The organism is Zobellia sp. 1_MG-2023 (assembly GCF_030549125.1).
Taxonomy (GTDB): Bacteria; Bacteroidota; Bacteroidia; order Flavobacteriales; family Flavobacteriaceae; genus Zobellia; species Zobellia russellii.
This window is the reverse complement of record NZ_JAUOSY010000004.1, coordinates 248272-268155: the sequence shown is the minus strand read 5'-3', so window position 1 is coordinate 268155 and position 19884 is coordinate 248272. Positions and strand designations below refer to the sequence as shown.

At 39.3% G+C, this 19884-nt stretch carries 15 protein-coding genes; 11 read left to right on the top strand and 4 right to left on the bottom strand.

The features are described 5' to 3' along the window. The first annotated feature begins 23 nt into the window (after positions 1-23). The 7 genes from Q4597_RS10685 to Q4597_RS10655 all read left to right on the top strand — a co-directional run bounded on the left by Q4597_RS10685 (position 24) and on the right by Q4597_RS10655 (position 9851). Positions 24-1424, top strand: a complete 1401-nt coding sequence (locus Q4597_RS10685) for a lipopolysaccharide assembly protein LapB (protein ID WP_215439808.1) — start codon at positions 24-26, stop codon at positions 1422-1424. 115 nt (positions 1425-1539) lie between these two features. Next, positions 1540-2454, top strand: coding sequence for a DUF368 domain-containing protein (locus Q4597_RS10680; RefSeq protein WP_303406208.1), 915 nt, complete (start codon positions 1540-1542; stop codon positions 2452-2454). Between the two features lie 11 nt (positions 2455-2465). Next, a complete protein-coding gene (locus Q4597_RS10675) occupies positions 2466-3500 on the top strand; it encodes a DUF368 domain-containing protein (RefSeq protein ID WP_303406207.1) in 1035 nt (344 codons plus the stop codon). Between the two features lie 31 nt (positions 3501-3531). Continuing rightward, positions 3532-4272, top strand: coding sequence for a shikimate dehydrogenase (locus Q4597_RS10670; protein ID WP_303406206.1), 741 nt, complete (start codon positions 3532-3534; stop codon positions 4270-4272). A gap of 191 nt (positions 4273-4463) precedes the next feature. Then, positions 4464-6593 (top strand): DUF349 domain-containing protein, encoded by a 2130-nt coding sequence (locus Q4597_RS10665; protein ID WP_303406205.1) that lies wholly within the window; start codon positions 4464-4466, stop codon positions 6591-6593. 167 nt (positions 6594-6760) lie between these two features. Further along, positions 6761-8299, top strand: coding sequence for a sulfatase (locus Q4597_RS10660; protein ID WP_303406204.1), 1539 nt, complete (start codon positions 6761-6763; stop codon positions 8297-8299). A 199-nt stretch (positions 8300-8498) separates the two neighbouring features. Then, on the top strand, positions 8499-9851 hold the full coding sequence (locus tag Q4597_RS10655) for a TrkH family potassium uptake protein (protein WP_215439799.1): 1353 nt from the start codon (positions 8499-8501) through the stop codon (positions 9849-9851). A gap of 28 nt (positions 9852-9879) precedes the next feature. Here Q4597_RS10655 and Q4597_RS10650 read toward each other — a convergent pair whose 3' ends face one another. From Q4597_RS10650 to Q4597_RS10635, 4 genes are read right to left on the bottom strand one after another with little or no spacing between them, the layout of a single operon-like run. After that, positions 9880-11286 (bottom strand): TolC family protein, encoded by a 1407-nt coding sequence (locus tag Q4597_RS10650; protein ID WP_303406203.1) that lies wholly within the window; start codon positions 11284-11286, stop codon positions 9880-9882. Continuing rightward, positions 11283-12632, bottom strand: coding sequence for an HlyD family secretion protein (locus tag Q4597_RS10645; protein WP_303406202.1), 1350 nt, complete (start codon positions 12630-12632; stop codon positions 11283-11285). The genes Q4597_RS10650 and Q4597_RS10645 overlap by 4 nt, the downstream gene beginning before the upstream one ends. Before the next feature lie 6 nt (positions 12633-12638). Continuing rightward, the gene (locus Q4597_RS10640; protein WP_303406201.1) at positions 12639-14300 is read right to left on the bottom strand and encodes a peptidase domain-containing ABC transporter; all 1662 of its coding nucleotides are present in this window, start codon (positions 14298-14300) and stop codon (positions 12639-12641) included. Further along, positions 14293-14979, bottom strand: a complete 687-nt coding sequence (locus Q4597_RS10635; protein WP_303406200.1) for a TetR/AcrR family transcriptional regulator — start codon at positions 14977-14979, stop codon at positions 14293-14295. The genes Q4597_RS10640 and Q4597_RS10635 overlap by 8 nt, the downstream gene beginning before the upstream one ends. A gap of 564 nt (positions 14980-15543) precedes the next feature. Here Q4597_RS10635 and Q4597_RS10630 point away from each other — a divergent pair. The 4 genes from Q4597_RS10630 to Q4597_RS10615 all read left to right on the top strand — a co-directional run bounded on the left by Q4597_RS10630 (position 15544) and on the right by Q4597_RS10615 (position 19883). Next, the gene (locus Q4597_RS10630; protein ID WP_303406199.1) at positions 15544-16527 is read left to right on the top strand and encodes a hypothetical protein; all 984 of its coding nucleotides are present in this window, start codon (positions 15544-15546) and stop codon (positions 16525-16527) included. A gap of 162 nt (positions 16528-16689) precedes the next feature. Then, the gene (locus Q4597_RS10625) at positions 16690-17148 is read left to right on the top strand and encodes a hypothetical protein (protein WP_303406198.1); all 459 of its coding nucleotides are present in this window, start codon (positions 16690-16692) and stop codon (positions 17146-17148) included. Positions 17149-17462: 314 nt separating this feature from the next. Next, a complete protein-coding gene (locus Q4597_RS10620) occupies positions 17463-18362 on the top strand; it encodes a hypothetical protein (protein ID WP_303406197.1) in 900 nt (299 codons plus the stop codon). Further along, complete coding sequence (locus tag Q4597_RS10615) at positions 18363-19883, top strand: PIN domain-containing protein (RefSeq protein WP_303406196.1); 1521 nt, start codon at positions 18363-18365, stop codon at positions 19881-19883. It begins immediately after the preceding gene. The last annotated feature ends 1 nt before the right edge of the window (position 19884 follow it).

Here is a 19884-nt window from a genome sequence, read left to right as displayed (position 1 = left end):
CATAGTTTAACCAAAACGTTCCTATGGCGTTAGAATCCAACGAAAGGCCCAATAGGCCGATTGCCAAGTTTGAATCGATGCTTAAAACCGACGACATCTATTTCTTTGATGCCGAAGATTTTGAAGACATCATACATCACTATTTGAACAACGGCAAAATAGCGCTAGCGAAAAAAGCAATTAAAATTGGTCTGCAACAGCACCCAGATTCTATTGAACTGAAGTTGTTGAATATTGAGGTATTGGTTTTTGAAAACCAACTGGATATTGCGGAGCAGTATCTGGACGAACTTCAAATATTAGACGCTACCAATGAGGAAATCTTTATTCAGCGCGCTAACATATATTCTAAAAAAGACAATCACGAAGCGGCGGTAGCCCTGCTTAACCAAGCCTTGGATTTAGCAGAAAACAGCTTTGATATTCATTCCCTACTAGGAATGGAGTACCTCTTTATGGACGATTTTAAACTGGCCAAAGAGAGTTTCATGCGCTGCGTCTCTTTTGATGAACAGGACTACTCCTCACTTTACAATGTTATTTATTGTTTTGAATTTTTGGAAGATCATGATGGTGCCATTGTGTACTTGAACGATTATCTAGAGCGCAACCCTTATTGCGAGGTAGCATGGCATCAGCTTGGAAAGCAGTATATGTATAAAAAAATGTATACTGAGGCCCTTGCGGCATTCGACTTTGCCATTATATCCGATGACACTTTTATTGGTGCATATTTTGAGAAAGGGAAAGTGCTTGAAAAACTGGGTAAATACAATGAGGCCATTGAGAATTATGAGACTACCATTAAAATGGAGGACCCAACTTCGCATGCATATCTAAGAATAGGTAAATGTCATGAGCGGTTGCAGAATGACGATATGGCCAAGTATTATTACTACCATACCGTTCATGAAGACCCGTTATTGGACAAAGGTTGGTTGGCCATCACCGATTTCTATTATAGAAGGGAAAACTATACAAAAGCCCTTTATTACGTAAACAAGGCTTTGAATATTGATGGCGAAAATCCATTATACTGGAAAAAGTGCGCCTACATTAATGCTGCGCTTAAGAAGTATGATCAGGCAGATTTTGCCTTTAAACAAGCTGTAGACCTAGGCAATTACGAACTAAAGACATGGCTTAACTGGGCAGATGTTGTCCTTAACAATGAAGACGCTACCAGCGCATTACAGATTTTGGCCCAAGGACAGGAATTCTATCCGGACAATGCAGAACTTAAATACAAAGCGGCCGGTTTTCATTTAGCTAATAACGATATTATTAACGGTCGTATTTGCTTGATGGACGCATTAAAAATAGATATTCAAAAATTACCGCTATTCTTTGAGGAATTTCCTCAGTATACCAAATCCGAGTGGGTTTTAAAAGCTGTAGAAAAAGCCGAAAAATCTTCAAAATAAACAATTAATTACCAAGCCCTTATAATTTTTCTAGTTTAAAATTATAAGGGCTTGGTCCATTTTTTCCTACGTTCAAATTTTAAAAGCTATTTTTGCTTTTCAACGAACAAACCACATGGAAAAAAGAAACTTTTTAGACTATACTTTCATTACCTTAAAAGGTATGGCCATGGGCGCCGCCGATGTTGTACCAGGAGTCTCAGGAGGCACAATTGCCTTTATTTCCGGAATCTACGAAGAACTTATCACCTCTATTAACAATGTAGACCTTTCTCTTTTTAAGGAGCTTAAGGAAAACGGACTAAAAGCCGCTTGGAACAAACTGAACGGAAATTTTCTATTGGCCCTTTTTGCCGGGATTGCCATAAGCGTTCTGTCTCTGGCAAAACTGGTAAGCTGGTTGTTGGAAAATAAGCCAATCCTTATCTGGTCTTTCTTTTTTGGACTGGTTATAGCAAGTATCCTACTCGTAGGGAAAGAGGTTCAAAAATGGAACGCAAAAACGATTATTGCTCTAATTTTAGGAGCTGCCGTGGCCTATTACATTACTATTTTACCCCCTTCGGAAAGTGCGGATAGCCTTCCCTATCTTTTTCTTTCAGGGGCTTTAGCCATTTGTGCCATGATTCTTCCAGGTATTTCCGGAGCTTTTATTTTGGTTCTGTTAGGATCGTATAAAACCATTATTGATGCCGTTCATAATCTGGATTTTAAGATCATTGGTACTGTAGGTGTTGGGGCTATATTCGGTCTTTTGAGTTTTGCCAAGCTTTTAAAGTGGATGTTCAATAATCAAAAGAACCTTACCTTAGCCTTACTGACCGGTTTTATAGTGGGGTCGCTTAACAAAATATGGCCTTGGAAAAGAGTACTGGATACCAAAACCATTGGCGAAAAAATCATTACCATAGACGAAAATGTAAGTCCGTTTAATTTTGATGGCGACAATCAACTTATGATTGCCGTTGTAGCGGCATTGGCCGGTTTCTTGGTAATTTTCATCCTTGAAAGAACCGCTTCTAAAAAATAAGTTCCCTTTTCATGTACAATACCAGAACATTTCTTGACAAATTCTTTTTGGTCATAAAAGGTCTGTGCATGGGTGCCGCTAATAAAGTACCCGGTGTATCAGGAGGTATTGTTGCATTTGTGGGTGGTTTTTACGAAGAGTTTATTTACTCGCTTCAAAAAATAAACCGCAAAGCATTCAAGCTATTACTAAACGGTAGGTTCAAGAGCTTCTTCAGGTATATTAACGGTACGTTTCTCTCCCTTTTGATTTTTGGAATGCTGGTCAGCTATTTTAGTGTTTCCAAACTCTTGGATTATTTCTTGGAGCAAAAAGAACTCTTTGTCTGGGCCGCATTCTTTGGTATGATTTTAGGTTCCATCTATTACATTTCAAAGGACTTTGAACACTGGAACAAAAAAACCATAACGGCCGGCATTATTGGTCTTATTGTAGGTATATCCATAAGTTTTTTAAATCCCGCCAAAGAGAACGACAATCTGTTTTTTATTTTCGTTTGCGGTATTATTAGTGTATCCGGTATGACGTTACCGGGTCTTTCCGGCTCCTTTATACTTATTCTTTTGGGCAATTACGTGTTGTTATTGGTAGATTCCGTTAATGCCCTCTACGATACTTTTGCAGAAGTTTTACAAGGCGATTACAGTTTTACCAGCAATAAGGAACGCTTGGACACTTTAATCATTTTGGCCGTGTTTACGGCCGGTTCAGCAACGGGCTTGGTTAGCCTTTCCCATCTTCTGACCTATGTTCTTAAGAACTACAAACACATTACCACGGCAGTTATCATAGGCTTTATAACTGGGTCTCTGGGCGTGGTTTGGCCATGGAAACGCACTATTTTTAAAACCGATGCCTCAGGAGAATTGGTTTTGGATAGCAATGGAAAAGAGATTATAAGCAACTATGAACGTTTCTTTCCCGATCTGACTACTTCGGAAACCTGGTGGGCCTTATTTTTTGTAATCTTTGGTATTGCCATTTTATTGGTATTGGACTGGTACGGAAAGACGCGTAAGAATACGGAGTTAACACAACAAGCATAAACTATTTTACACTTTAGCCTAAATATTAAAGATGAAAAAAGTACGATTCGGACTAGTAGGTAAAGACATTTCATATTCATTCTCCAGAGGGTACTTCACCCAAAAATTTGCGGATTTAGGTTTGGAGGACCATTCGTACGAAAACTTCGATTTTCAGGCTATTGAAGAAATTCAGGACGTATTGGACAACAACTCGGATATTAAGGGAATGAACGTTACCATTCCGTACAAGCAGGAGGTAATGCCTTTCCTCACAGAGCTAGACCCCGAAGCCGAAAAAATAGGAGCCGTAAACACCATACAGTTCTCTAAAAACGGGCTAAAAGGATTCAATACGGACGCCTATGGGTTTAAAAATGCCATGGCGCCTTTCCTTAAACCGCACCATAACAAAGCGCTTATTTTAGGTACAGGCGGCGCTTCTAAAGCTGTGGCCTATGTTTTGGGTGAACTTGGTATTTCCTATGTTTTCGTTTCAAGAAATCCGGGAAAGAACAAAATAAGTTACAACCAAGTAACCGAAGAGGTATTAAAGGAACACACCATTCTTATAAATTGTACGCCATTGGGAACACACCCCAATATTGAACAGCAGCCTGCCCTACCCTATGAATTTATAACTGACCAGCATTTTCTGTTCGACCTGATTTACAACCCGGAAAAAACGGCTTTTCTAGCCGCCGGAGAGGCCAAAGGCGCCCAAATTTCCAATGGCTTGCGCATGCTGGAACTTCAAGCGGACCGTTCTTGGGAGATTTGGCAAGAAAGTTAATCCGTCTTTGCCCCCATCACCTTAAACGTAACTACCTAAGACCAAGCATCTTTCGGCTGCCCTGCCATTTTCTGGGCCTGAAGAAATATTTCTATCGCACTCAAAAGCTAAAATACCCCCATACCTTTTGATGTTAGATTGGTTGTTAGTATCTTACCCTTGCATTTTGCAAAATCAATATCTCAGAAACGATGGAAGATAAGGAACGGGAACTACAACATAACGTAGGGGAAGAAAACAAAGAAGAAATTACCAAAACTACGGAGCCTACCGCAAATACGGAAGCCTCTGAAGTGGTAGATATTCCTGAAAAAGAACCATCCGGATCACCAGAGGAAAAAGATGCTCCAACAGAGCCAGCAACTACGGAAGCCGCCGAAACCGAAAAAACAGAAGCGGCCCCTTCAAAATCTACTGATGAGGAGGAAGTTGCTACAACTGCCGAAACTAAAGATACCTCTTCCAAAGATGATGATGCCGTACTGGAAGAAATAGATGAGAACAATGCCGAAGATGCCGAGGATACGGACAATCAAGAGCGGCATACCATTCCGCTTTTGGACTATCACTCCATGTCCATGGAAAATTTAGTGGGAGAGCTTCAGAAATTAGTCCGTAACGAAAAAGTACAGGCCATTAAAAAGCATGTAGACGGAATCAAGTCAGAATTCGACCTGAAATTTCTAGAATTTATAGAAGGTAAAAAGGAAGATTTTATAAACGGTGGTGGTAACGAAATAGATTTTAGATACAATTCCGTAACCAAAAGGCAGTTTAACGAGGTGTATTCGGATTACCGTGAAAAGCGGAACCAGTACTACAAATCCCTCGAAAAAAATCTAAAAGAGAACCTTAACAAGCGTCTTGAAATCATTGAAGAACTTAAAAGTTTGGTCAATGTAGATGAGGATATGAACACCACCTACAAGGCGTTCAAAGAACTTCAGGAAAACTGGCGCAATGCAGGTCCTATTCCAAGAACGGAATACAACAATGTATGGCGCACCTACCAGCACCATATTGAGATTTTCTATGATTTCCTTCATCTAAACCGCGAGTTGCGCGACCTTGATTTTAAGCACAACCTAGAAGAAAAGGAAAAACTGGTGGCCCAAGCAGAACTGTTGGCCAAAGAACCGGATTTAACCATTGCTTTTAGGGATTTACAGACGTTACATAAAATCTGGAAGGAAGATATTGGGCCCGTTGGCCAAGAACACCGCGAGGAAATCTGGGAACGGTTCAGCAATGCCACTAAGGTTTTACACCAAAGAAGACAGGACCACTACAAGGAATTGGATGCCCAATACGAAAAAAACCTTGTTGCCAAAAACGAAATTATAGCGGCCATCCAAGCAATGTCCGCCAACGTGGCCACCAGTCACAAGGCACTACAGCAACAGATTAAAAAACTAGAAGAGCTTAGAAATGCCTTTTTTGCTGCCGGAAAAGTACCTAGAAATCAAAATGAAAAAACCTGGGACGCCTTTAAAACTGCGGTTCGCAATTTTAACCGAAGCAAGAACGCCTATTATAAGAACCTCAAAAAAGAACAACAAGAGAACCTTGATAAAAAACGGGCACTACTTGACCGTGCCGTTGCCTTAAAGGATAGTGAGGAATGGGATAGCACCACGCCGGAAATGAAGCGCATCCAGAATGATTGGAAGCAAATTGGACATGTACCTAGAAAATACTCGGACAAGATCTGGAAAGAGTTCAAAACGGCCTGTAACCATTATTTTGACCGTTTGCACGCTTTAAAGAACGAAGGCCTTAAGGAAGAACAAGAGAACTTTGAAAAAAAGAGTGCCTGTTTGGAACGGCTATCGGCTTTTGAGCTTTCAGGTAAAAGGGAAGACGATTTAAAAACAATCAAAGAGTTTATTGCCGAATGGAAATCCTATGGAAGGGTTCCTTTCAAAAAGAAAAACATTGACCAGAAGTTTAATAAAATCTTGGACGGAATTTTCAAGAAATTAGATATTGACCGTCAAGAATCGGAGTTGCTTAAATACGGTAATAAAATTCAGCAATTGGCAGATGCGGATAATGAGCGCGCCATACAGAATGAACGTAGTTTTATCCGTAAAAAGATAGAGGAAAGCAAAGCCGAGATACGTCAACTGGAAACCAACCTACAGTTTTTCTCCAATGCCTCAGAGGACAACCCGTTGGTGCGCGATGTGGTAAAACGCGTAGAAGCCCATAAAGAAACGCTTGAAACCTGGAAAGCTAAGTTAAAAAAGCTCAACATTTTAAAGCATGATTTAAACAAGGCCAACGAGGAAGAGGAAGCAGCAAGCGGCGAGGAAGAATAGTTTCTTTTTTTACTGACATTTTTATACCCTCAAGCTTCGTATGGACTTTGGGACAAAATTCTGTGCGGGATTATTTTAAATAAGACGGCGAGAAAATTTTGTAAAAACGGGCTTGGATTCCTCTCTGTTTAAGATGGTATATACGCTATATTTTGAAACTAGAAAGAATGAAGAACAACAACCTATTGAAACCAAAATTTTTAGTTTTTACACTATTTTCCCTTTTAAGTTTTACCTCATTTTCGGCCCAGGCCATAAACCAAGATCCGCCTAACATTATTATTTTTCTGGTAGACGATATGGGACTCATGGATACTTCGGTTCCGTTTCTAACGGATGCCAGCGGTAACCTAAAGAGTTATCCGCTCAATGACTTTTACCGCACGCCAGAGATGGAAAAATTGGCGAGTCAAGGTATTCGTTTTACCAATTTTTATGCCCATTCCGTATGTTCACCAACGCGAACCTCAATTATAACGGGTCAAAACTCGGCCCGACACCGGGTTACCACATGGATAAAATCCGAAGAGGACAATCGTACAGAATATGGCCCAACGGATTGGAATTGGAAAGGAATTACCAAAGAATGGGTTACCCTTCCTAAAATCCTACAGCAGGCCGGCTACAAAACAATCCATGTAGGGAAGGCCCATTTTGGGCCATTTCATAGCGAAGGGGAGAATCCGCTTCATTTGGGTTTTGATGTCAATATAGCCGGTAGCTCCATTGGGCAACCGGGCAGCTATTTGGGTACAGAAGCTTTTGGGCATACCGGAGGGAATAAAAAAAGGGCCGTACCGGGCTTGGAAAAATACCACGGTAAGGATATTTTTCTTACCGAAGCCTTGACCCTAGAGGCCAATTTGGCCATATCCAAAGCCAAAGAAGAAGGCAAGCCGTTTTTCCTGAACATGGCCCATTACGCGGTACATGCCCCGTTTTACTCGGACCCCCGTTTTGCTAAGAACTATGCAAATTCGGACAAATCGGAGAAAGCGCAGGCCTATGCCACCTTGATAGAGGGAATTGACAAATCCTTGGGCGATATTGTACAACATGTAAAGGATTTAGGGTTGGGCGAAAATACGCTTATCCTATTCTTAGGCGACAATGGCTCGGATGCCCCCCTACCAATTGAAAACGATTATAGCAGTTCCGCTCCCCTAAAAGGAAAAAAAGGAAATCATTGGGAAGGCGGTATGCGGGTTCCGTTTATAGCATCATGGGTTACTCCTAACAAAGATGCGGCATCCCAAGAGAAATTACCCATTGCCCAAAATGCCGTTCAGCAACAGATAGGTACGGTTTTGGATATTTTTTCAACCCTCTGCCATGTGGCGGAAACAAACGTTCCTGAAAATTATGTAACGGACGGGTTCGATTTAAAAGAACAGTTGAACGGACGAAAAAACAACCAGCGTAACGAAGTTTTCCTTAATCATTTTCCGCATAGCCACCGCTCCAACTATTTTTCCAGTATGGTTGATGGCAACTGGAAGATCGTGTACCATTATCAGGTAGAAGAATCACCCCGCTATGAGCTGTTCAACCTAGCGGAAGACCCTTTTGAAACCCATAATTTATCAAAAGAAAACCCTGAACAACTTCAACAGATGGTAACCACTCTATCTAGCGAGCTAAAGAGCAAAAACGCACTCTATCCGGAAAAAGGGCAGCACACTTTAGAGGTGATAGCTCCCCAATAATGTTAAAATACATTGTTTTACCATTAGCCTAGAATAGCCCAAAAAAGAGGTGTAATTCCTTAACCGAAACCGCTAAATTCATTAATTTTGCCCTGCAAAATAACACTTGATGTGTAGCCTTGACACCTAGGTAAAGATTACTCTTTCCTCTTTGCCCTTATGACTGACTCCACACACTCTGTTCTAGGTCATTATAAAAATGAAAAGTACGTTTTACAAAAAATTATCTCTTTGGTATCGAAAATTTCAAATTAGCAAATCGCCTCAAATGAATTTGGTCTGGGGGTTCTTTTTATATACCCTTGTGGGATTTATTCTGCTCTCCATTCCCCTATTCCACAAGACCGATATTTCTTTTTTGGACAATTTATTCATCGCCACTTCCGCAATTTCTACTACGGGACTTGTCACGCTGAGCATATTTGACTCCTACAACTTTATGGGCCAGTTCATTATCATGGTCCTTATACAAATAGGCGGTATTGGTTATATGACCTTAACCACCTATTATCTAATGTTTACCACCAAAAAAATAACGCACTGGCATAACAAATTAATAGGAACGGAATTTACATTGCCAGATACCATACAAATCAAGGATTTTATAAAAAGTGTAATTGTCTTTACCCTATTTATGGAAACTATAGGAGCCGTTCTTTTCTACTTTGCATTTACAGATACAGGTATGGGAAGTTTAAAGGCTATATGGTTTTCTATCTTTCATAGTATATCATCCTTTTGTACCGCAGGGTTCGCACTGTTCAATGATGGTTTTGAGAGTTTCCATGATAATACCTTTATAAATACAATTGTTGCCTTATTGGCCATTGCCGGGTCCTTAGGCTTTATTGTAATTACGGATTTATGGTACCGCATTACCGGAAAATCCAAAGAAATTTCATTTACGACCAAAATTATCGTGTACGGGTTCACGCTCCTTCTATTTCTTGGGACCACCCTTATTTTTACCACGGAATCAGAAGCACATTTGGGGCCTAACCATACACTTATGACCTCTTTCTTTCAGGCCATGTCTGCGATGACAACGGTTGGTTTCAACACCACTGCCATTGGAGACCTCTCTTTGCCTATTTTATTGTTCATTACCTTTCTCATGTATATTGGTGCATCACCTTCCGGTACCGCGGGCGGAATGAAAATTACAACCCTCACCGCTATGCTCTCCATTCTAAAAAGTAGGCTTTTGGGCCAGGAAAAGATTACGTTCTTAAATAGGTTGATACCCTTTGAAAGAATTTATGTGGCCACCTCTACATTTATGCTCTATACGAGCTTGATTTTTTTGTTTTCTTTTCTGTTGTCCTACAGCGAAGACTTTTCTTTTGAGCGTATCCTTTTTGAAGTCGCTTCGGCATTGGGCACTGTGGGATTGAGTACAGGTATAACAGGTGAACTCTCCCAAGTGGGCAAGCTATTGCTAATTGCCCTTATGTTTATCGGTCGCGTTGGTGTACTTACTTTTGGCTTTGCATTGCTCCGTCAGAAAAGGGAGGAATCCAAAAAAATAAGACCCGATGATTTAGCTGTCTAGAAGTTAACCCTCTAAAGAGCCTAACAACCTACAAATCCTTAGGATTTACGCCTATGGAGTTGAACAATTTGGCTTTCGCCGAAAAGAACTTGTTCTGTACCGCATTCCTTTTCAGTTCGGCATCTATGAGTTTGCTTTCCCGGGAGTTGACCAAAAACAAGGAACTCTCCCCAAACCCGAACTTTCGTTCTTCAGCAGCTACTAGGGTATTGTAGTTGAGCACCACATCATCCATTAAAACGTTTTGTTTCTCAAAGGATTCCAGTTCACGGTAGAGACCTACAATTTTGTTCTTGATCCGTATTTCGGCATCGTCAAGTTCAAATTGGGCATTCTGTAATTTCATCTTTGCCAACTTTAAATCGCCCCGTTCCTTTCTTAGAAAAAGTGGCAGACTAAAGGCCACACCACCTTTGTAGGCTTCGGTAGTAAGACTGGAAAGGTATTCCGGTTTTTCCGTTAGAAAATTATACTGCAACTCAATTTTAGGCAATAGTTTATTGGCCTTCAGTCGCTTTTCTACGGTGAGGCCGTCAATTTTATACGACAAGGATTTAAGCTTAGGGTGGTTGGCTATGGAAAAACTATCCAAGGGCATTCCCATAATTTCCAAAGTAGTATCTATGGCTCCCGCCAAATTAGCTTCGGGAATTACGTTGGGCTGCAGTTCTACCGGCATATTATCGCCCATCCACAGAAAATTGGACAATTCCAGTGCACTTTTCATAAAACGTACCTTGGCCTGCTCCAAATTCAGCTCACGGTCTTGCATGGTAATTTTGGCCTCCACGGTATCTATGGCGGCCACTTCTCCCGCCAGGGCACTCTTTTTCACCCCTTCAAAACGCATTTCGGCATTTGCCAGAAAATCAGTGTACACTTGTTTGTCTTGATAGGCATGCAACCAATTAAAATAGGCCAAGGATGCTTCAAAAAGTACCTCGTTCACTTGCAGGTCACGCTCTACCAAAGAACGCTCCTTAAAAATTTTGGCTTGCTTTAACGTGGCCATACGCTCATTAATCCAAAGCCCCTGCCCTACGGACATGGAAACCCCGGCACTGTAGAGTCCGTCATCCGGAACGGTTTGATCAGGATTCAGGTACACCCCTTCGTTCTGCTCAAAATTTCCTTTTAGCTCAACCCCGTACCAAGTAGGAATCTTGAACGTGGCGTTCAGGCGGTCATAATATTCCGTACCCTTAAACTCTTTTCGGTCATAATCTACCTCAATTTTGGGGTCGAATCCCCCACGGGAACTCATTAATTGGGCCTGCCCCATTCCTATATTCAGTTGGGCCTGTTTAGCTATAGGGTGGTACTTTTTTACGTACCCCAAGTATTCGTAAAAACCCAATACCACCTCCCCGGGCTGTTGTGCCTGTGCAACAAAACAGCAAACCCAAAAGAAGCAAAACCATATGTTCCTCATCATTTTTCCTTTTTTGCGGTGGATTGTTCAGGCTGATAATAATTAGGTGGGAATCCGTTTATCTGGCGCCATAGTTCGTACCAAATAGGCACATCTTCTAAAAGTGCAATGGTACTGGCTCCGGAACCTACCCTCATTTCTTTGGGCCACTCCTGCTCTTCCGGGTCCGGTGCGATCAATACCCTATATTTTCCGTTGGGATCAATAAACGTTTCCACGGCCACAATGGTTCCTCCAAAAGTACCGTAAGAGGCGTTGGGCCACCCGCTAAAAACAATAGCCGGCCAACCATCAAACTGTATGCGGACTTTCTCGCCCACGTGTACCAAAGGCAAGTCCATGGGACTTACAAAGGTCTCCACCGCCATTTCAAAATCGGACGGCATAATACCCACCAAACGATCGCCTTCTTTAAAGTTCTGACCAATACCGCCCTGTACGGCCTTGTTGATGTATCCGCTCTGGGGTGCGGTTATATAGTACATGCCCGTGCGTATTTCATAATTGGCGTACTGGTTCTCTAGTTTGCTTACCTGCGCCTCGGAATCAAACTGACTGGACTGTGCCGTGTACATATCGCTCTGCGCCTTTGAAATTTTGTCCGTGTACTCTACTTGTACACGATTTACTTCCATTTCGGCATTCAGGACCTCGTTTTTGGCGGCCAGTAATTTGTTCTCTTGAGAAATTAGCTTGGCCTGGGTTTCTTGCAGCTTCAATCGTTTCGCCTCCACATCGGTCATAGATTTTAGGCCTTCTTGCTGCAACTGCTCAATACGGTTGTACTGCCGCTCCGCAATCTGCAGGTTGGTATGGGCAGCCTCCAAGTCTATACTATCGCTCTTTACCTTTAACTTGGATTGTAGCAACTTGTTCTTTGCCTGCTCCAGTTTTAGGCCACGCTCATTGTTCAAAGCGGCAATCTGGTTGTTCAATGCGTTTACTTTACCTTGGTAGGACTCTACGGACCTGCTTTTGGCCTGGATCTGTTGTCCGGTGCGTTCTACCAAACGGGGGTCAAAATACTCGTTCTTAACTTCGGAGATATGTAAAATGGTATCGCCCTTCTCTACGTAATCGCCCTCTTGCACGTACCATTTTTCAATACGTCCCGGAATGGGCGATTGTATGCTCTGCGGGCGGTGCTCCGGACTTAAAGTAGTTAGGTTACCCGTACCACGTACACTCTGCGTCCACGGAATAAAAAGCAGGATAAACCCAAAAAGTGCGGAACCCAACAAAAACCGGTTCAGGTGCTTGTAGTGCCTTTGGTGGAACACCCGGTCCGTAGACTTATAGCCCGTTAGGTGTACCGTTTTATTAAGGGGGTTTTTAGAAATATTAAGCATAGTTTCTTATGTTATGGCTATAATTCGGCCTTGGTCCATGGTTATGATTTGTTTGCAGGTCTCCATCCACCTCAAGTCTTGGCTTACAACTACCAGTGCCCAAGGGTTGGCAGGATCGCCCAGGAAATTCATAAGGCGCTCGGATTCCACTTGATCAAATTGGTTGAGCGGATCGTTCAGCAAGAGCAGTTTTGGTCTGCGTACCACACTACGCGCCAGTACAATTTTTCGTGCCACGGTATATGGTATTTGCTGCCCTTCCGGATAGATAATGGTGTTTAGCCCGTCCGGTTGTTCCTTTACGAACTGCAACAGCCCCACATTTTCCATGGCCCAATGCAGGTCTTTGTGGGAAATGGTACTATCGCCATAGGTAATGTTCTCTAGAATGGTACCCTCAAACGGACTCTCCTCTGTCATGGACTGGCCTAAGAAAGACCGGTAATGGTTAGGGTTGATTCCGCTTAGCGAAAAATCGTTCGCATAGATATTCCCTTCCGTAGGTTCTATGATACCCGCGATCAATCGTAATAAGGTAGACTTACCCGAGCCGTTGGAACCAATAATCTGGTACCTAGATCCCGGTTCTATTTTTAAAGAAATATCGTGTAAAATTTCATGCTCTTTGGTACCAAAGGAAACCCTGTCCAGTTCTACCGTTAGGCTGCCTTCTTCGGTTAATGGACGCTCTCCGTCCTGTTTTTCCAGATCGCGGTCTACCACCTGCCCCATTTTCTCCAAGGAGGTCAACAGGTCATAAAAAGTCTCCAGCCCACGTATCAGTTTTTCCACGGAGGTAATTACCAAAAGAATAATGATTTCCGCGGCCACAAACTGCCCAATGTTCATTTCTTGGTTCAGTACCAACAGTCCCCCAATAACTAGTAGTCCCGCTGTTACCAACACCTTAAAACCGATCATTTGTATAAACTGAATTACCAACACCCTAAAATGGCTCTCACGCGCCTGTAGGTAGTCTTCCACCAGCATATCATTCTTATCTACGGCAAGACTGGTTCTCCCGGAAAGTTTAAAACTCACCAATGAACGCGCCACCTCTTGGATCCAATGCGCCACTTTATATTTGCGCTTAGACTCGTCCAAACTGGTATCCATACCCTTTTGCACCGTAAAGCGGAAGACCACATAGATCAATAACAGCAAAAGCATGCCGTAGATGATAAAAAACGGATGGTAGAAAGATAACAGCAACAGGCCAAAAACAATCTGTAACAGCGCCGCCGGAAAGTCCAATAAGAGTTTGGATAGCCCCTTTTGCACGTTTAGCGTATCAAAAAAACGGTTGGCCAACTCGGGCGGATAGTAATTGCGCAGCTCGCTCATCTTTATTTTTGGAAAGCGATAGGTAAACTCAAAAGACGCTCGCGTAAATATCTTCTGCTGCATATTCTCAATAATACGGATTTGCATTAATTGCAAAATACCGGCAAAGGCCACACCACCGGTAACCAAAATAACCAGAACGATCCATGAGGTGCTGATTTCCGCACCCTGTATTAAGTTAATGATAGACTGTATACCCAACGGAAGCGAAAGGTTTACCAAACCGGCAAAAATGGCGTAATAAAAAATCTGTAACACATCTCTTTTATCCAGTTTTAGCAGGCCCATAAGGCGCTGCCAGGCCGTTAATACATTTTTAACCATTTGGTTTTTTGTTTAAAGAATTAAATACCAGTTCTGTAAAGTATTGGGTTGGGTCTCCTTTTTCATGGCAATCCGTTAGGGAAGGAAAATGGTCCTTTAAAAAATATTGGTGCAAAGAACCTTCCAAGACCGTACTGGCCAAACTACTAGAATATGGGTACGAGGCATCTACCTCTTTGATCATGGTACTAAGGCGGTCTACCAATCTTTTATAGATTACAAAATAGCCCTCCTTGTTATTGGTATCTACCTCTTTGGTCAAGTAGGATTTGGAATACTCGTTAATAACAATGTGGGTCAAAAGCACCTCGTTAATGTGCGAGATATTGCTATCTACCTCCGTAGGTTGGGTAACGATCGCCAAGGCCGTTTTTAATTTCTCCCGGGCATCTTTCATGCTATTGGTAGAGAAAACCAATTTATACTCTAGCCAGCTCCAATACCAAGAGGTGAGGTACAACAACATTTTGTGCTTGTTCTCAAAATAGCGGTAAATAGAACTCTCGTTGCTACTGATCCTCTGGCCCAACTTTCTAAAGGTAAAGGCATCAAAACCAATTTCATGGATGAGCAGAATACTTTCCTCCACAATGCGCTTGCCCAAAGTGGTAGACTGCGGGTCTTTAATGTATAGCTTGTCATTAACCCCTATGTGAATTGATTGTAAAAGACGTTCCATGGTTAAAATAATAGTTACGCTAGCAAATATAATAGTATTACTATCATAAATTAAAAGTTTAACTTTTATTTTAGATGCTATTACTATTATTTACAGCTGAAGTACTGCTATTTTATGGGGATGAAAAAAAAGGGATTGTTTTTTTACGAATTCCTAAATGGTGCCTTACATCTATGAATTATGATGTTTGGTCGAAAAACGCCACAAAAAAAGCAATTGTAAAACGGACACTTACTTGTATCTCAACTTAATTCTTGATATTTAAAGTTCTGTAGGAAAGTGATGTTTGGCTTTGAGCGAAAATGATGCTATGGGTTGTAACACAAGTTCTCGATTAGCTTTTGACTATTTTTTTTGTGATTACACTTTTCCGTAAGATTATAACATTTAAAACGGAGATATTTGTAGCATACCGCTTAACCAACCTTATGTTCACAAAAACAGGAATGGGCATATAATGGCAAACATACTAATGAACCTTAAAAAGTAATTTATTTAACCCCAAACCTGATGGTTATATGGAATTTGCCTTATATCCATTAGTTGTGCGTCATTTAACCGAATATGAAAAAATATCTATACTATCCAAATTTAGAACCACCTAACACCGAATGGCTCAAGTTTTCTCTGCTATATCTCGAGAAATTTGAAAGTATAGTTCCGTACAATCGTCAACATTTGATTTCGGACAATTATAGACAGATTTCAAATGAAACAGATTTAGTTGAACTTTATCCACCAACATATCAACAAGGAGAAAGAGCTTCGGAAAAAGCGATATGGCAAGCGGAAAAAATTTTAGAAAGACCTTATAGAGCAAGTGGTAGATTTAACAGAATAAACCTGTACAGAGATTGGAGAGATAGAGCAAATTGGAACTATCAAATATTCTCTGAAAAATTTTCTTATCAGTTTGGGCAGTTTTGCGTAGCAAATAGAATTGGACAACAAAACGTAGACGGATTATTATTGCCTAAAGAATTGGCCTTTATGTTTATGACACATTTGGCTCAAGAAATTTCATATGAAAGAGATGGTTCAATAATAACTGACAATCGTGAATTTGATAATTACACGAACTATTCGAGAGTATTTCGTCCTTCAGTCCGGAAAAGACACGAATTCATTAAAGGAATACTGAATTTACAAGTTCCAACCAATATTTCAGAAATAAGCTTTGATAAATTAATTGAATTTAGAAATAAAAACAGAGACCGAATTTCAGAATTTAATAGACAAATTGAACTTGTTGAAGATTCTATTGGCAACGGACTAACTGAACAAAGTTTCATTGATAGCTTTAATAATGCTAATGAAGAATTAATGGAACAAATTTTATTACTTGGCACAAGGGCTTCAATGATACCACTTGCAACTTATATGCTAATAAGCGACCCAAATGCGTTGAGTGAAGAGTATGCAAGAAATATTCTAACTTCTCTTGGAATTGGATTAGGTGGATATTTTGCGGTTAAGAAATCTTTGATTAATACTCAGAGTAAAAGAAGTTGTAAAAAGTATTTGACTAACGTATCATTATTAAAATAAAAAAACGAACGCACAACATTGTATAAAAATAATAGCGGTTTAATCGCTAAAACGAAATGAAATTTATAAATCAAACGACAGTAACAAACCGAAAAGTAAGTGCATAAAAATCCGCTACTATTCTTATACGTTACCGTTGTAAGTAATTTAAAAACAAACTAAATGAATAGAAAAATTAAACTCTTGACCTTATTAATTGTAACTGTTTTGTCGACAAATATTTTGAAAGCACAAACAACGACTGAAGAAATAACGACAGAATTTTTTAAAACATATGAAAAGTCGCCTCAAAAAGCAGTTGATTATGTTTTCGGGACAAATAAGTGGATGATGGACCGAAATAAAGACGGAATTGAAAATGTCAAAACTCAATTGACAAGCTTTCTCGGATTAGTCGGAGATTATTATGGTTACGAAAAGATTACGGAAAAAAGCGTTGGAGAAAGTTATAAACTTGTTAGTTATATGATAAAATATGACAGACAACCTGTTCGATTTACATTCGTTTTTTACAAGCCAAAAGATAAATGGCAAGTTCAGAATTTCCAATATGACGATAATTTAGATGATGAACTGGAGGAATCTGGAAAAGTATATCGACTGAAAAAAAATTGGAAATAAAAACTACTTACAACAATGGTAACCGTTACACAACTGTTTTTTTCAATTGAACCCTATAATTTTCATAATCTTTTAGAAAAATTATCACTGAAAATCAGATAATTACAAATTTACGTAAAACTAAAAATGAATAATCTTATGAAATTACAGCTTGTGCAACAGGCACAATGGCTATAAGTAATTGCTCGTTCTCGCCTACTTCTGAAAATCCTCGCGGATTTTCAGTTTGGTACGTACTTGCAAAGTTTCGCGCTAAACCACGCAACTACTCATAGCCGAGACCGTTGTAGTGCATTTTGAAAAAAATCGAGTACATGAAAGAAACAGCAGAATTATGGAAAAAATATAACATCTCATCTGAGTTATTAAAACAGCGATTGGGAAGAACTTCAAATTTACTTGGTGAATATGCAGAATATTTAGTAAGTGAATATCTGAAAGGAGAACTTTTAACTGCTTCTAATGCTAGTGCAGATATTCAAACACCAAATGGAGATTTCTATCAAGTTAAATCCAGAAAAATTTCAAGTAATTTAACTACTCAATTAAGCATTATTCGCTCTTGGAATTTTGACTATCTCGCTGTTATTCTTTTTAATAAAAAAGGTTCTGTGATAAAAGGACTAATATGTTCAAAGTCAATTTCGGAGAAATATGGAACTTATAACGAGCATCAAAACGGTTGGGTAATCTCCACAACAAACAGTTTTTTAAATGACAAAACGCATATTGATATTACAAACCAATTGAGAGAATTAAACAATGAAAAACCAATTGAATTGGAAAAATCATTACCAAGTTCCAACTCAATTAGAAAATCTGATAAAACCGAATACTCAACATTTAATCAAAAGGAACGAGAAATAGACAAAGTGGATAGAAAACTTCCAAAATGGTTTAAGAATCCGGATTTTATATGTTCTCGGATTTTAATAATTTTCTTGGAATTAGAAAAAAAGTATGGTTCTGTAAAGTATGATTTACTCGCTGACTATTGTTCGGGAATGAAAACATTTAAATCGAATTTTGCTCAAATGAAAAATTTTGGAGAAAAGAATCACGGAAAAGTGTTTGAACAAAATGGTTCGATAATTACACTTTGGAATCCAATTAAAGAAAAAGTGATTTTGGAATTTGATAAACATTATGAATTAATAAAAACGCACTACATCACAGTTGGCAATAATGTGGATAAACTCAGGAACTATCAATAAATGAAAGTACTTTTAGATACTAACATAATTATTCACAGAGAAGCTAACAGAGTTGTTGAACACGATATTGGTCAATTATTTAATTGGATTGATAAGCTACATTACGAAAAATACATTCATCCAATCACAATATCTGAAATCGATTCCTATCAAAATAAACAAGTAGTTGAGACTTTTTCAATAAAATTAGATAGTTATAATCGAATTAAGCATCAACTTCCTTTTTCGGAAACTGTTCAAAGTGTTAGTGCTGAATTTGATATAAATGACAATGATATTAATGACACTCATCTTTTAAACGAAATCTATGAAGGCAGAATAGATCTGTTAATTACGCAGGACAAAAAAATACATACTAAAGCCGCAAGGCTCGGGCTTTCTGAAAAAGTATTTAAAATTCAGTCATTTCTCGAAAAAGTCACATCTGAAAACCCAGATTTAGTTCAATACAACGTCCTAGCGGTTAAAAAAGCTGACTTTGCGGAAGTAGATATTAATGACAATTTTTTTGATAGCTTCCGACAAGATTATAATGAATTTGACAATTGGTTTAAATCTAAATTTGACAAAGTTTGTTATGTATGCTACAGCGACAATAACTTAACTGCATTTCTCTATATAAAAGTTGAAGAAAAAACGGAAAATTATTCTGAAATAAAACCAATATTTGACAAGAAGAAAAGACTGAAAATTGGAACTCTAAAAGTCATTAGTAACGGATATAAAATTGGAGAAAGATTCTTAAAAATTGTATTTGATAATGCTATTCAATATAAAGTTGACGAAATATATGTAACTGTATTTGATAAAAGACCAGAGCAAGGACAGCTAATAGATATGCTTAAAGGTTGGGGATTCATAGAACACGGAATTAAATCTACAAAAAATGGGGATGAAATTGTTTTAATAAGACCTTTTGGGAAATCACAACCAATTCGAATTAATAACCCAAAACTTTCTTTTCCATTCTTTTCGAGGGACACAAGAAAATATATAATCAAAATAGAACCTCAATATCATACGGAATTATTTCCCGACAGTATTAATACTAGAGAAGACGAGACAAAATATACAGAAAACGAACCACATCGGAATAGAATTGGAAAAGTATATATATCACACTCTAAAGACAGGCATCTTCAACCAGGAGATATTATTATTGTTTACAGAATGGGAGATACAAAGCCTAAAAAATATTCAAGTACTGTAACATCAATTTGTATTGTTGAGGAAGTAATCGACGGATTTGCATCTTTTGATGAATTTTATAAAGCTTGTTTTAGAAGAACAATGATTAAAAAGAAGGATTTACAGAAAGACTGGTGGAATAAATACCCCAAATACAGACCTTTTGTTATAAAGTTTCTTTACGCTCACTCTTTTCCGACACCAAAGCCAACGCTTAATGATTTGAACAGAATTGGTGTAATTCCTGACATTATGAATATGCCACGTGGATTTATAGAATTAAATACCAATCAATTTAACAAATTAGTTAATTTTGCTTACAACCGAAAATAAG

Coding starts and splice junctions, on each gene's coding strand:
- Q4597_RS10675 (WP_303406207.1), top strand. CDS start 2,466: ATGTACAATACCAGAACATTTCTTGACAAATTCTTTTTGGTCATAAAA.
- Q4597_RS10640 (WP_303406201.1), bottom strand. CDS start 14,300: ATGGTTAAAAATGTATTAACGGCCTGGCAGCGCCTTATGGGCCTGCTA.
- Q4597_RS10620 (WP_303406197.1), top strand. CDS start 17,463: ATGAAAGAAACAGCAGAATTATGGAAAAAATATAACATCTCATCTGAG.
- Q4597_RS10665 (WP_303406205.1), top strand. CDS start 4,464: ATGGAAGATAAGGAACGGGAACTACAACATAACGTAGGGGAAGAAAAC.
- Q4597_RS10625 (WP_303406198.1), top strand. CDS start 16,690: ATGAATAGAAAAATTAAACTCTTGACCTTATTAATTGTAACTGTTTTG.
- Q4597_RS10660 (WP_303406204.1), top strand. CDS start 6,761: ATGAAGAACAACAACCTATTGAAACCAAAATTTTTAGTTTTTACACTA.
- Q4597_RS10615 (WP_303406196.1), top strand. CDS start 18,363: ATGAAAGTACTTTTAGATACTAACATAATTATTCACAGAGAAGCTAAC.
- Q4597_RS10645 (WP_303406202.1), bottom strand. CDS start 12,632: ATGCTTAATATTTCTAAAAACCCCCTTAATAAAACGGTACACCTAACG.
- Q4597_RS10685 (WP_215439808.1), top strand. CDS start 24: ATGGCGTTAGAATCCAACGAAAGGCCCAATAGGCCGATTGCCAAGTTT.
- Q4597_RS10630 (WP_303406199.1), top strand. CDS start 15,544: ATGAAAAAATATCTATACTATCCAAATTTAGAACCACCTAACACCGAA.
- Q4597_RS10680 (WP_303406208.1), top strand. CDS start 1,540: ATGGAAAAAAGAAACTTTTTAGACTATACTTTCATTACCTTAAAAGGT.
- Q4597_RS10670 (WP_303406206.1), top strand. CDS start 3,532: ATGAAAAAAGTACGATTCGGACTAGTAGGTAAAGACATTTCATATTCA.
- Q4597_RS10650 (WP_303406203.1), bottom strand. CDS start 11,286: ATGATGAGGAACATATGGTTTTGCTTCTTTTGGGTTTGCTGTTTTGTT.
- Q4597_RS10635 (WP_303406200.1), bottom strand. CDS start 14,979: ATGGAACGTCTTTTACAATCAATTCACATAGGGGTTAATGACAAGCTA.
- Q4597_RS10655 (WP_215439799.1), top strand. CDS start 8,499: ATGAAAAGTACGTTTTACAAAAAATTATCTCTTTGGTATCGAAAATTT.